The organism is Kitasatospora sp. NPDC059599, from assembly GCF_042735125.1.
Taxonomy (GTDB): domain Bacteria; phylum Actinomycetota; class Actinomycetes; order Streptomycetales; family Streptomycetaceae; genus Kitasatospora.
On sequence record NZ_JBHWCL010000213.1, the window covers coordinates 1 to 13370 of the forward strand.

Here is a 13370-nt window from a genome sequence, read left to right on the forward strand (position 1 = left end):
GCCGGGGGCGGGCCCGTCGGGGCGGCGCGGCTCGGTTCAGCGCTCCCAGCGGTAGAACTCCCGCGCCATCGCGTCCTTCGGCTCACGCCAGGTGGCCGGGTCGTAGGCCTGGACGAAGGCGGTCAGGCGGTCGCTCACGGTCCGGAACTCGGGGTGCCCGATGACCTTGGCGACGGCCGGGCCCGGCGGGCGGTCGGCCTCGATCAGGTGCAGGTAGACGTCGCCGAACTGGAAGAGGCTGCGGCCGGTCACGCCGATCAGGTGCGGGAGCTCGCCCTGGTCGGACTCGGCGAACACCTCGGCGATGTCCGGTGCCGCCTCGGGCTTCATCCGGGCGACGATCAGGGCGCGGTGGGTGCCGTTCACAGCTCCGCCGCCCGCTTCTCGACCTTCTCGCGGATCAGCTGCATCTGGATCCGCGAGTTCTTGTTGATGTGGTTGACCATGCCGTCGTCGTCGACCGGCGCGGTGGGCTTCATCGCGAAGTCCTGGATCCAGCGCATCCTCGTGCCGGCCGGGACCTCCGCGTACTCCCAGCGGATGTCCATGAACTCGAACGGGCCGGGCTCGACCCGCCGGGCGCGCACCGCGAGCGAGGTCTTGTCGGTGGTGCGCTCGGAGACCCAGCTCCACACCTGGCCGTTCTCGTCCGGGTGCATGGTGAGCCGGAACTGCACGCGGTCGCCGTCACGCTCCAGGACGTCCACGGAGGCGTACTCGCTGAAGAGGTCCGGCCAGTTCTCCAGGTCGTTGGTGATCTCCCAGACCAGGTCGAGCGGCGCGGCGATGACGATCTCGTTGTCCGTGTGTCCGGGCATCTCAGGCACCGGCCTTCGCGGAGAGGGAGGAGTTGACCAGCTCCATGAACTCGGCCGGGGTCTTCGCGGACTCGGCGCCCGAGGTGACCTTGAGGCCGTGCCGGTTCTCCAACTCGCCGACGACGCCGAGCAGTCCGAGCGAGTCGACGCCGAACGTGTCGAACTGCGCGCCCGGCTGCTCCAGGTCGACCGGGTCGACGGTGACGCCGGCCCGGGCCTGCAGCAGGGTGGCGAGTTCCGGATAGCTGAGGGTGTTGCTCACGGGGTGCTTCCCTTCGGAGGTGTGACGGAGTGCTTCAGGACCGCTCCCCGCGCCGGAGGACCAGCGCGGAGTTGGAGCCCATCAGTCCGCGGCTGAGCACCAGGGCGGTGCGCAGTTCGGCGGGGCGGGCGCGGTCGGTCACCAGGGCGAGGTCGTGGCAGACCTCGGTGACGTTGGGTGTGGGCGGCAGGACGCCGTCCTCCATGGCCAGCACGGCGGCGGCCACGTCCAGCAGCGGGGCGCCGCAGTAGGCCCGCCCGGTACCGGTCTTGGGCGCGGTGACCGGGACGCGTTCGGCGGCCGGGCCGAGCGCGTCGGCCAGTGCCAGCGCCTCCGCCCGGTCGGCGGCCGGCACACCCAGCGCGTCCGCGAAGACCACGTCGATCTCCTCGGGCGCGATCCGCGCCTCGTCCAGCGCGATCCGGATCGCGGCGGCCAGCCCCTCCCGGGACTCCTCCCAGCGGGAGGCCCCGGTGAAGGTGGCGCCGTGCCCGGTCAGGTGCGCCCGGACGGCGGCTCCGCGTCGCCGGGCGGCCTGCTCGTCCTCCAGCATCAGCATCGCGCCGCCCTCGGCGGGGGCGAAGCCGCAGGCCTTCGCGGTGAACGGCAGGTAGGCCTCCTCGGCCCGCTCGGCCAGGCTGAGCTCGGGATAGCCGAGCTGGCAGACCATCGAGTACGGGGCCAGTGGGGCCTCGGCGGCGCCGACCACCACCGCGTCGGTGCCGCGCTCGACGGTGCGGGCGGCGTGCGCGAGGGCGTCCAGGCCGCCGGCCTCGTCGCTGGCGACCACGCCGCAGGGGCCCTTGTAGCCGCCGCGGATCGAGATCTGGCCGGTGCTGGCCGCGTAGAACCAGGCGATGGACTGGTACGGTCCGACGAACCTCGGCCCCTGGCCCCAGAGTTGCTGGAGCTCGCGCTGGCCGAACTCGCCGCCGCCGGAGCCGGCCGCGGTCACCACGCCGACCGCGAAGGGCTGTTCGGGGTCGGGCCGGAAGCCGGCGTCCGCCACCGCCAGGTCGGCGGCGGCCATCGCGTAGTGCGTGAAGCGGTCGGTCTGTACCAGGTAGCGGTTGTCGATCGCCGACTGCGGCTCGAAGTCCCGCACCTGACCCGCGATCCTGAGTGGCAGCTCGGTGCAGCCCTCGCGGGATATCCGGTCGAGGACGCTCACGCCCTGCCTGGTGGCCTTCCAGAAGGCGTCGGCCCCGACGCCGTTCGGCGCCACCACGCCGAGGCCGGTGACCACCGCTCGGCGGCCCTGCTGACGTGACGTCATGGAACTCACCCCGTTCTGTTGAGCACGACGGCGGACTGGAATCCGCCGAATCCGCTGCCGACCGAGAGGATGTGGCTCAGCGGCAGCTCGCGCGCGGTGCGCGGCACGTAGTCGAGGTCGCACTCCGGGTCCGGAGTCTCGTAGTTGGCGGTCGGCGGCACGACGCCGTGGGCGAGCGCCAGGGTGCAGGCGACGACCTCGATCGCGCCGATCGCGCCGAGCGAGTGCCCGACCATCGACTTGATCGAGCTCATCGGGGTCTCGAAGGCGTGCCCGCCCAGAGAGCGCTTGACCGCGGCGGTCTCGTGCCGGTCGTTCTGCTTGGTGCCCGAGCCGTGCGCGTTGACGTAGTCGACGTCGGCGCGGTTCACCCGGGCGTGGGCGAGCGCGTGGTCGATCGCCCGGGACATCTCCAGCCCCTCCTTGGTGAGGCCGGTCATGTGGTAGGCGTTGCCGAAGGTGGCGAAACCGCCGACCTCGCCGTAGATCCGGGCGCCGCGGCGGCGGGCGTGCTCCAGCTCCTCCAGCACCAGGACGGCGCCGCCCTCGCCCAGCACGAACCCGTCGCGGTCGGCGTCGAACGGCCGGGAGGCGTGCTGCGGGTCGTCGTTGCGCTCGCTGGTGGCCTTGATGGCGTCGAAGCAGGCCACGGTGATCGGCGAGATCGGGGAGTCGGAGGCGCCGGCGACGCAGATGTCGGCGCGGCCCTCCTCGACCGCCTGGAATCCGTAGCCGATCGCGTCCAGACCGGACGTGCAGCCGGTGGAGACGGTCTGGACCGGGCCGTGCGCGCCGGTCCGCTCGGCCACCGCGGAGGCCAGCGTGCTGGGGGCGAAGGCCCGGTGCAGCTGCGGCTGCGCCTGCCGGTGGTCCACGTCCCAGCGCGCGCCGGAGGCGCTGACCAGGGCGTAGTCGTGCTCCAGCCGGGTGGTGCCGCCGACGGCGGTGCCGAGCGAGACGGCGATCCGCCACGGGTCCTCGGCGGCGAGGTCCAGGCCGGCGTCGGCGATCGCCTCGTCGGCCGCGACCATCGCGAACTGGACGTAGCGGTCAGCCCGTTGGACGTCCTCCGGGCTCAGCCCGTGGGCCGCGGGGTCGAAGTCGACCTCGGCGGCGATCCGGGAGCGGAACCCGGTGGGGTCGAAGAGCGTGATGCCCCGGGTCGCGGTGCGGCCGGCCGTGAGGAGGTTCCAGAACGCCGGGACCCCGACCCCGCCGGGCGCGACCACACCGATCCCCGTGACGGCGACGCGCCGGGTCACGAGGCCACCTTGGCGTGTTCCGGCGGGCCGGAGGCCGCGGACTCCTCGGTGGTCACGTGGCCCAGGTCGGGGCGCGGGGCGAGCGGGCCGAGGTGGAAGACCATCCGGGCCTCGGTGTCGCCGACGTTGCGGAAGCGGTGACGCATGTTGATCGGGATCATCAGGCCCTGGTCGGGCTTGAGCGGGTGGGCCTTCCCGTCGAGGTCCACCTCCAGCTCGCCGGAGACGACGAACACGAACTCCTCGGAGTACGGGTGGTAGTGCTCGCCGATCCGTTCGCCGGGCCGCACGATCGCCAGGCCCATGAAGCCGCTGGTCGCGCCGCAGCTGGTCGGGGTGAGCATGGTGCGTAGTTCGGCGCCGTGGCGGCGGTTCTCCGGAGCCTCGTCGACGTTGACGATCCGTGGGTACTGCGTGGTCATGGTGCTCTTCCTCCGGGAAGTCGACGGGTTCTGACGAAGCGTCAGTTGGCTCGGGGGTCGCTGGAGCTGCGGTCGGTGACCGGGTTCATGGCGCGGGCGGCGAGGAAGGCGCTGAGGCCGGCGACGGTGCGCAGGTCGCCCTGCGGTCCGAGGTCGAGCAGCCGGGCCAGTTCGCCCGCTTCCCGGTCGTCCGCCACGCCGAGGGCCGCCGCGGGGTCGGCCTCGGCCGGCACCCGCAGGTCGACCAGGCGCACCACCACGTCGTCGCGCCGGAACACGGTGCCCGCCGCGACGGGACCGGTCGGGTCGGCGGTGGCCAGGTTGTCGTGCTCGGCCAGCAACTCGGCCACCGCCCGCCCGTTGCCGGGACGGACGGGGTAGAGCACCGCGTGCCGGTGCAGCCGGCCGGAGGCGGGGGAGCCGGCGATCGCCTGGTGTTCGGCGGGCAGCGCCGCCCTGGCGAAGAAGGCGCGGGCCGCCTGCGGGTCGCCCAGCTGGCGGGCCTCCTCCAGGTGCGGGTTGATCGCCTCCTCGACGGCCCGCACCTCGGGCTGCATCGCCACGTGGCGCAGCGCGTCGCCCAGGTTGCCGACCACCTCGACGGCCCGCACGACCCGGTTGCCGTGCATGAACAGCGAGGTGCGCTGCAGCCGGGTGTGTTCGTCGACCTCGGCCCGGGGGGAGGCGTAGCCGGAGAGGATCCGGGCCACCTCGGGCTCGCTGCCGGGCTTGACGGTGAAGGTCAGGGCGTGGCGGACCACGCCGTCCGGGCCCGGCTCGGCCTTCGGCGGGCCGACGTGGCCGGCGGGCGAGGTGGGCGGCAGCCCGGGCGGCACCTCCATCGGGGCCCGGGTGCCGGTGGAGCCGGCCGCCGAGGTCTCGCGCAGGACGGCGTAGCGCAGCGAGCGGAAGTTGTCGCTGACGCAGCCGTGCATCGGCTTGACCATCTCGCGGTGGGCCGGGCTGTCCACCCACTGCAGGAAGGTCTCCTGGTCCTCCCACTCGCTGGTGATCAGCCACTGGCGCGGGTCGTTGATCGACTGGCACAGCTGGTCACTGACGTGGCCGGGGACCGAGGCCACCTGGTGGCGCAGTTGCTCGTAGACGTCGAGGAAGCGCTGCTGGGCGCCGTCCTGGATCTCCAGCATCAGCACGACCCGCAACCGGGTGTCGGAGTCGGAGTGCTGCCTCGGCTGGGGTTCGGACAGAGTTGTCATGATCCACTTTCTGCTCTGGGCCGCACGCTGCGGGCCGTGTCTGTCGTGCCCGGCGGGCGCTCCCCGGCCTGGGAAGGCGGTGCGACGGCGGGTCGGGCCCGGGCGGTCGGCGCCAGGCCTGAGGTCGATCGTGGGCGGCGCACCGGGCGCGGCGCGAGATTTGCGGGCCATCCGAGCGAAGGGGCGGCAGAGCCGGTCCCGGGTGGGGGATGGAAGAGCGGGGCCCCCGGCTGAGCGGGCCCGTCGAGGGCGGCGCCGACCCAGACGCCGGGCCGCGGAATCCCCTGACAGGGTGGAGCAACTGATGAATCCGAAGATCGACGACCGGGTGCCGGTCCTGATCGTGGGCGGCTCGCTGGTCGGGCTGTCGGCCTCACTCTTCCTCGGCCGCCTCGGGGTCAGACACCTGCTGGTCGAGAAGCACGCCGACACCTCGCGTCACCCGCGGGGCCGGGGCAACAACGTCCGCACGATGGAGCTGTACCGGGTGGCCGGGGTCGAGCCGGCGATCCGTGAGGCCGCCTCGGTCCTCGCCCCCAACCACGGCATCCTGCAGGCGCCCTCGCTGACCGGCACCGAGCAGGAGTGGCTGTTCCGCGAGATCGACCCGGGCGGCCGGCTGGCCCGGTTCAGCCCCAGCTCCTGGTGCCTGTGCAGCCAGAACGACCTGGAGCCGGTGCTGCTGCGGGCGGCCCGCGACCTGGGCGGGGACGTGCGGTTCAGCACCGAGCTGGTGTCCTTCGAGCAGGACGCCGACGGCGTGACCTCGGTGCTGCGCAGCCGGGAGAGCGGCGAGCAGCGGGTGGTGCGCTCCGAGTTCCTGATCGCGGCGGACGGCCCGCGCAGCCCGGTCCGCGAGCGGCTGGGCATCGGCCAGAGCGGCAAGGGCGAGCTGTTCCACAACGTCAGCATCACCTTCCGGGCCAAGCGGCTGGCGGAGGTGGTCGGTGACCGGCACTTCATCGCCTGCTACCTGACCAACCCGGAGGCGGACGGCGCGCTGCTGCCGGTCGACAACCAGGAGGAGTGGGTCTTCCACGCTCCGTGGCACCCCGAGCACGGCGAGCCGCTGGAGGCCTTCACGGACGAGCGGTGCGAGCGGCACATCCGCACCGCCGTCGGCCTGCCCGAGCTGGACGTCGAGGTGACCGGCCGGGCGCCCTGGCACGCCGCCGAGCGGGTGGCCGACCGGTACGGCGCCGGGCGCGTCTTCCTCGCCGGGGACTCCGCCCACGAGATGTCCCCGACCGGCGCCTTCGGCTCCAACACCGGCATCCAGGACGCCCACAACCTGGCCTGGAAGCTCGCCGCCGTGCTGTGCGGCTGGGCCGGGCCGAGCCTGCTGGAGACGTACGGGCAGGAGCGGCGGCCGGTCGCCCGGGTGACCAGTGAGCGCGCCTCGGCCCGCTCCGCCGAGCACAGCCACCCCGGCTACGCGGTGGTGCCGGGCGTCGGGCGGCAGGCCGGGGTGCTCGCGGTGGCGCTCGGCTACCGCTACCCGGTCGGCGCGGTGATCGGCACGGACCGGGAGGGCGCCGTCGTTCCCGAGCAGTTCGAGTCGGCGGGCGAGCCCGGCAGCCGGGCCCCGCACCAGTGGCTGCTGCGGGCGGGCGTGAAGCTCTCCACCCTGGACCTGTACGACCAGGCGATGGTGCTGCTCACCGGCCCCGACGGCGCGGCCTGGCAGGCGGGCGCCCGACGGGCGGCGGACCGGCTGGCCGTCCCGCTGGACGCCTACCGGATCGGCGACGGTGCCGAGGACGACCTGGCCCCGGAGCCGGGCGCGGACTTCGCCGCCCTGCACGGCATCGGCCCGCAGGGCGCCGTCCTGGTCCGCCCGGACGGGTTCGTCGCGTGGCGCTCGCCCGGTCCGGCGCTGGACCCGGAGGCCGAGCTGGGCACGGTGCTGCGGACGGTGCTGGGCCTCTGAGGCACGCGGAAGGGCCCGCCGGTCGGATGACCGGCGGGCCCTTCGGGTCAGGTGCGGGGATCAGTGACCGCCCGCGTCGACCACCTCGACGTCGGCGACCTCGCGCTCGATCTCCTCGGCCGGCAGGGCGACCCGGATCGCCCAGTAGTAGATGCCGAGGGCGAACACCGCGACGATGCCCATGTCGTACCAGAGCGGGATCCGGCCGGTGCCGTCACCGAAGCCGCCCTGCCAGGAGATCAGGCCCAGGCCCAGCAGGTAGACCGGCAGCCACTGGGCGGCCTTCCAGTTCAGGCGCGGCGCGTTCGGCAGGCCCTTCTTGATCGCGTACGCCGCGTAGCTGCCGAGCAGCACGTAGCCGAGGACGATCGCGAGGCCCAGGCGGGACAGGATGTGCCAGCCGGACCAGTAGATGATCAGGCTCGCGACCACGAACGCGGCGGGCGAGATCACGCCGCCCAGCGGCAGCCGGTAGGAGCGCTCACGGTTGGGCAGACGGCGGCGCAGCGCGCCGAAGGCCAGCGGGGCGCCGGCGTACATCAGCACGCTGGCGGAGGTGATGAAGCCGACCAGTTCCTGCCAGCTCGGGAAGGGCAGGAAGCAGATCACACCGGTGACGAAGGACAGGATCAGGCCGAACCACGGCACGCCGTTCTTGTCCAGCTGCTCGAACTTCTGCGGGGCGTACCCGTTCTTGCTCAGGCCGTAGGAGATGCGCGAGGTGGAGGTGGTGTAGATCAGGCCGGTGCCACCGGGGGAGATGATCGCGTCGACCTTCAGGATCCAGGCCAGCCAGCCGAGGCCGACCAGGGTCGCCAGACCGGCGAAGGGGCCGTCGATGCCGGGGAAGTCGAGCTTGTCCCAGCCGTTGGCGAAGGCGCTGACCGGCAGGGCGCCGATGAAGACCACCTGCAGCAGGGTGTAGATCAGGGTGCCGATGGCGACCGAGCCGAGCACGGCGCGGGGGATGTCGCGCTTGGGGTTGCGGCTCTCACCGGCGATCTGGATCGCCTGCTCGAAGCCGAGCAGCGCGAAGATGATGCCGCTGGAGCTGATCGCGGCCAGCACGCCCTTGGCGCCGAACGGCGCGAAGCCGTGCGAGGTGAAGTTGGAGCTGTGGAAGCTCGTGATCGCCAGGACGAAGATCGTGAACAGCGGGACGAAGATCTTCAGCCAGGTGGTGACCGTGTTGGTCCGGGCCAGGGCCTTCACACCGAGGAAGTTCACCGCGACGAACACGGCCATCAGCAGGGTGGCGACGATGAACCCGGTGGTGGTGAGGGTGTTGTCGGCGTTCAGCAGTCCGGAGGCCCCTGGCAGGTCCTTTCCGTAGCCGATCATCGCCTCGACCTCGATCGGCGCGACGGTGGCCGCCTGCAGCCAGGAGAACCAGCCGAAGCTCATGCCGGCGAGGCCGCCGAAGGCGTAGTGCGGGTAGCGCGCGGTACCGCCGGCGACGGGGAACAGGCCGCCGAGTTCGGCGTGCACCAGCGCGAGGAGCACGATGGCGACCGCGCCGATGCCCCAGGAGATGACGGCCGCAGGGCCGGCGGCGACCACGCCGTTCTTCGCTCCGTAGAGCCAGCCGGACCCGATGATCGATCCGACGGAGGCCCACATGAGGCCGATGAGACCGATCTGGCGCTTGAGCGACCGGTGGGTGGTTCCGGAGTCGGAACCGGTGCTCTGGCCGGGCGGCGAGATCTGGTTGAGGGAAGCCATTGGCGATCTCTCTGTGTGTGGGGGCTCCGGGATGCGCTCGGAGCGCGGAGAGTTGCCACACAGTAGGGCTATTCATAGACCTCTGCACAGATTTCATTACTGAATGTTTACTTTCTTTGCCGGATATCCGCCCTGGTAGGAGGCATTCTGTTCAGTCGTCTGTTACGTTACCTGTGGGTAAGCCCAGGATTTGAGCAGTGATTGAGCTTCGCGCCGGGGGTGTGCAATATTGACATCCCCGGTGATTCATGAAAATGGCAATCACTGCATAATGATGCACCCGGGGTCGCCCGGGGTACGCCGACGGCATGACACAGCCGCGGTGAGCGGGCCGGCTGGGCCGGTCCGGTCACCGCGGCTGCGGTGTGCGTGCGGGGTGGGTCAGCCGGTCGCCTCCCGGTCGGCCAGCCAGGCCGCGGTGAGCTCCCAGACCCGGCGCAGGGCATCGGGCTGGGCCATGTCCTCGTGGCGGCAGTCCAACGGGTGATCGGTGAGTTCGCCGGTGATGTGCGGCGTCCAGACGTCCCGGTGCGGGACCTCGCGCCCGCGGTCGTCCCGGGCCGAGACCAGCAGCGCGTCACCGTCGAAGCGGCGCGGGCGGTGCGCCCGCAGCAGACGGAAGTTGTTCGCGATCACCCGGGAGGCGGTGGCGAGTTCCTCGGCCGTCAGCTCGATCGACAGCGTGCTCTGGTCGATGAGCTCCTCGAAGCCCTCCGGCTCCGCCCGCCCGGCGTCCTCGGGGGCCCCGGCCGGGCGGGTCGGCAGGTGGGCGTCCAGCAGCACCAGGGCGGCCACCTGCTCACCCTGATCACGCAGTTGGGCGGCGATCTCCTGGGCGACCACACCGCCGAAGGACCAGCCCAGCAGGTGGTAGGGGCCGGCGGGCTGGACGCTGCGCATCCGTTCGACGTACTGCGCGGCCATCTCCGTTATGGATCCCGGCAGTTCGGTGTGGAGGTCCGGGCCGTCCGAGCCGTGGCCGGTCGTGCCGTGGCCGTCCGAGCCGTCCCGGCCGTCCGGCCCGTCCAGTCCGGCGGCCTGGAGGCCGTAGAGCGGGTAGTCCGCCGGGAGGTACCTGGCCAGCGGCGAGTAGCACCAGCTCGGGCCGCCGACCGGGTGGACGCAGAAGAACGGCTCCCGGCTGCCGGTCGTGCGCAGCGGCAGCAGCACGCCCAGGGCCTCGCGGGTGTCCGGCAGGCCGAGCCGCTCGGCCAGCCCGGCCACGGTCGGCGCGGTGAACAGCGTCTGGATCCCCACCTCGACACCGAGGACCGCGCGGATCCGGCTGACCAGGCGTGCGGCCGTCAGCGAGTGCCCGCCGAGCTCGAAGAAACCGTCGTCCACCCCCACCCTCGGCAGCTCCAGCACCTCGGCGAAGATGCCGCAGAGGATCTCCTCCTGCACCGTGCTCGGGGCGCGGCCGGCCGTCGTCACGCCGTACGCCGGTGCCGGCAGGGCGCGGCGGTCGAGCTTGCCGTTGACGGTGAGGGGCAGGGCGTCCAGGAGCAGCACCGCGGAGGGCACCATGTAGTCCGGCAGCCGGTCGGCGAGGAACTGCCGGAGCTGAACGGGCAGATCGGTGCCGTCGTCCGCCGGGACCGCGTAGGCGACCAGGCGCCGGTCGCCCGGGATGTCCTCGCGGACCAGGACGGCCGCCTGGGAGACCCGGGGGTGGGAGGCGACCGTGGTCTCGATCTCCCCGAGTTCGATGCGGAAGCCGCGGATCTTGACCTGGTCGTCGGCCCGGCCGACGAACTCCAGCTCACCGTCGGCGGTCCAGCGGACGATGTCGCCGGTGCGGTACATGCGGCGGCCGGGTTCGCCGTAAGGGCAGGCCACGAAGCGTTCGGCGGTCAGGCCGGGGCGGCCGAGGTAGCCGCGGGCCAGGTTGGCGCCCGCCAGGTACAGCTCGCCGGCCACGCCCGGCGGCACCGGGCGCAGTGCGGCGTCGAGCACGTAGACCCGGGAGTTCCCCAGCGGGCGGCCGATCGACGAGGCGGCCTCGCCGGACGCCCCGGAGGCCCGGGTCGTCGACGGGCTCGCCGCACTGCCACGGGAGTTGACGGGCTTGCCGGTGACCCAGACGGTGGCCTCGGTGGGACCGTACATGTTGACCGTGGCGGGCGCCCGCTCGCCCAGCCGGCGGAACCAGCCGTCCAGGCGGCTCACGTCCAGGGCCTCGCCGCCGAGCACCAGGGTACGCAGCGGGGGCCGGTGCGGCTCGGCGTCGCCCTCGATGGTGGCCGTCCGGGCTGCGCCCTCGGTGTCCTCCGCCGTGACCTGGGTCAACTGGTAGAAGGCGGAAGGGGTTTGGTTGAGGACGGTGACCTGCTCGCGGATCAGGAGGTCCAGGAAGTCCTGCGGCGAGCGGGAGGTCTCGAACGGGACGACGACCAGCCGGCCGCCGTGCAACAGCGCGCCCCACAGCTCCCAGACGGAGAAGTCGAAGGCGTAGGAGTGGAACCAGGTCCAGACGTCGTCCGGGCCGAAGTCGAACCAGCGGGCGGTGCCGGCCACCAGGAAGGCCACGTTCTGCTGCGGGACCACCACGCCCTTGGGGCGGCCGGTGGAGCCCGAGGTGTAGATCACGTACGCCGGGTGGGAGGGCAGCAGCGGTGCCCGGCGGTCGGCGTCCGACAGGTCGCCGTCCGCCAGAGCGGCCAGCCGCTGCCCGGTCGCCGGCTCGTCCAGCAGGACCACCGGCACGCCGCTGCCCGGTACGGCCCCGGCCGTCGCCGTGGACGCCAGCACCACGGCGGGAGCCGCCTCGCCGACCACGTAGGCGATGCGGTCGGCGGGGTAGTCGGGGTCGATGGGCAGGTAGGCGCCGCCGGCCTTGAGGACGGCGAGCAGGGCGACCACCAGGTCGGCGGAGCGTTCCAGACAGACCGCGACCAGCGACTCCGGTCCGACGCCGAGGTCGACCAGCAGGCGGGCCAGCCGGTTGGCTCGGGCGTTCAACTCGCCGTAGCTGAGGCGCTGTGCGCCGAAGACCACGGCTTCGGCCTGTGGGTGGCGGGCCGCCTGGGTCTGGAACAGCTGCGGCAGGGTGGCCGGGGTCGTCGGCTGGGCGGTGTCGTTCCAGGTGGTGAGGATCCGGTGGCGTTCCTCGGTGTCGAGGACGTCGACGGTGCTGATCGGGGCCTCGGGGTCGGTGGTGAGGGCGGTCAGCACCCGGATCCAGCGTTCGCCGAGGAGTTCGATCGACTTCTGGTCGAAGAGGTCGGTGGCGTAGGTGATGCGGGTGGCGAGACCGGCGGGGTTTCCGGTGGGGTCGTGGTGTTCGCTGATGTCGAGTTGGAGGTCGAACTTGGCGGCGGGGGCGCCGGTGGGCAGGGAGGTGGTGGTGAGGCCGGGGAGGTCGAGGGTGGCGGTGGCGTTGTTCTGGAGGGCGAGCATGACCTGGAAGAGGGGGTGTCGGGCCATGGAGCGGGTGGGGGCGAGTTCTTCGACGAGGCGTTCGAAGGGGATGTCCTGGTGGGTGTAGGCGGTGAGGCCGGTGTCGCGGACGCGGGCGAGTGCCTGGGTGAAGGTGGGGTTGCCGGTGAGGTCGGTGCGGAGGACGAGGGTGTTGACGAAGAGGCCGACGAGGTTGTCGAGGTTGTCGTCGGTGCGTCCGGCGATGGGTGTGCCGATCGGGATGTCGTGTCCGGCGCCGAGGTGGGAGAGGAGGGTGGCGAGGGCGGTCTGGAGGACCATGAAGAGGGTGGCACCGTTGGCGCGGGCGGTGTGGGTGAGGGCGGCGTGGAGGTCGGCGGGGACGGTGAGGTCGACGAGCGCGCCGTGCTGGGTGGCGATGGCGGGGCGGGGGTGGTCGTAGGGCAGGGCGAGTTCGGCGGGGGAGCCGTCCAGCGCCGTTCGCCAGTAGGCGAGTTGGTGGGTGAGGAGGCTGTCGGGGTGGTGGTGGTCGCCGAGGAGGTCGCGTTGCCAGAGGGTGTAGTCGGCGTACTGCACCGGCAGGGGTGACCAGTCGGGTGCCCGTCCGGTGAGGCGTGCGGTGTAGGCGGCGGTGAGGTCCCGGGCGAGCGGGCCGAAGGACCAGCCGTCCCCCGCCGTGTGGTGGACCGTCAGCGCGAGGACGTGGTCCTGCGGTGCGAGGGTGAACAGCTCGGCCTTGAGGGGGAGTTCGGTCGCGAGGTCGAAGGTGTGGCCGGTGATTCGCTCCAGTGCCGTGGCCAGCTCCGGCTCGGTGGTCTCGGTGACGGTGAGCCGGAAGGTGAACTCGTCCTGGGCAAGGATGCGTTGGTGGGGTCGGCCGTCGACGGACGGGAGGAGGGTGCGCAGTGCTTCGTGGCGGGTGATCAGGTCGCGGAGTGCTTCCTGGAGGGCGTCGTGGTCGAGGGTGCCGGTGAGGCGGAGGGCGGTGGGGATGTTGTAGGCGGCGCTGGGGCCGGTCAGTTCGCCGAGGAACCAGAGGCGTTGTTGGGCGAAGGAGAGGGGGAGGGGTCGGGGTCGTTCGGT

10 protein-coding genes are annotated in these 13370 nt (G+C 72.4%); 1 reads left to right on the top strand and 9 read right to left on the bottom strand.

Annotated elements, in window-relative coordinates; genetic code table 11:
• Positions 1–36: 36 nt before the first annotated feature.
• Genes ACFV04_RS40925 through ACFV04_RS40955 form a run of 7 tightly spaced genes read right to left on the bottom strand, consistent with a single transcriptional unit; the run spans position 37 to position 5257 of the window.
• Positions 37–366, bottom strand: coding sequence for a TcmI family type II polyketide cyclase (locus ACFV04_RS40925; protein ID WP_360258231.1), 330 nt, complete (start codon positions 364–366; stop codon positions 37–39).
• Positions 363–818 (bottom strand): SRPBCC family protein, encoded by a 456-nt coding sequence (locus tag ACFV04_RS40930; RefSeq protein ID WP_360258233.1) that lies wholly within the window; start codon positions 816–818, stop codon positions 363–365. The genes ACFV04_RS40925 and ACFV04_RS40930 overlap by 4 nt, the downstream gene beginning before the upstream one ends.
• Position 819: 1 nt before the next feature.
• Entirely contained in the window at positions 820–1080 is a 261-nt protein-coding gene (locus tag ACFV04_RS40935) for an acyl carrier protein (protein ID WP_360258235.1), read from the bottom strand.
• Between the two features lie 34 nt (positions 1081–1114).
• Positions 1115–2356, bottom strand: coding sequence for a beta-ketoacyl synthase N-terminal-like domain-containing protein (locus ACFV04_RS40940; RefSeq protein ID WP_380345473.1), 1242 nt, complete (start codon positions 2354–2356; stop codon positions 1115–1117).
• 5 nt (positions 2357–2361) lie between these two features.
• Entirely contained in the window at positions 2362–3618 is a 1257-nt protein-coding gene (locus ACFV04_RS40945; protein ID WP_380536168.1) for a beta-ketoacyl-[acyl-carrier-protein] synthase family protein, read from the bottom strand.
• A complete protein-coding gene (locus tag ACFV04_RS40950; RefSeq protein ID WP_360258242.1) occupies positions 3615–4040 on the bottom strand; it encodes a cupin domain-containing protein in 426 nt (141 codons plus the stop codon). The genes ACFV04_RS40945 and ACFV04_RS40950 overlap by 4 nt, the downstream gene beginning before the upstream one ends.
• Before the next feature lie 41 nt (positions 4041–4081).
• Positions 4082–5257, bottom strand: coding sequence for a SchA/CurD-like domain-containing protein (locus ACFV04_RS40955; protein ID WP_380345475.1), 1176 nt, complete (start codon positions 5255–5257; stop codon positions 4082–4084).
• Positions 5258–5561: 304 nt separating this feature from the next.
• Between ACFV04_RS40955 and ACFV04_RS40960 the strand changes: the two genes are divergently transcribed.
• A complete protein-coding gene (locus ACFV04_RS40960; RefSeq protein WP_380345477.1) occupies positions 5562–7187 on the top strand; it encodes an FAD-dependent oxidoreductase in 1626 nt (541 codons plus the stop codon).
• Between the two features lie 60 nt (positions 7188–7247).
• Here ACFV04_RS40960 and ACFV04_RS40965 read toward each other — a convergent pair whose 3' ends face one another.
• Together ACFV04_RS40965 and ACFV04_RS40970 are read right to left on the bottom strand one after the other, a co-directional pair.
• On the bottom strand, positions 7248–8909 hold the full coding sequence (locus tag ACFV04_RS40965; protein ID WP_380345479.1) for an APC family permease: 1662 nt from the start codon (positions 8907–8909) through the stop codon (positions 7248–7250).
• A gap of 381 nt (positions 8910–9290) precedes the next feature.
• Positions 9291–13370: amino acid adenylation domain-containing protein (locus ACFV04_RS40970; RefSeq protein WP_380536171.1), on the bottom strand; the 4080-nt coding region annotated here is incomplete at its 5' end.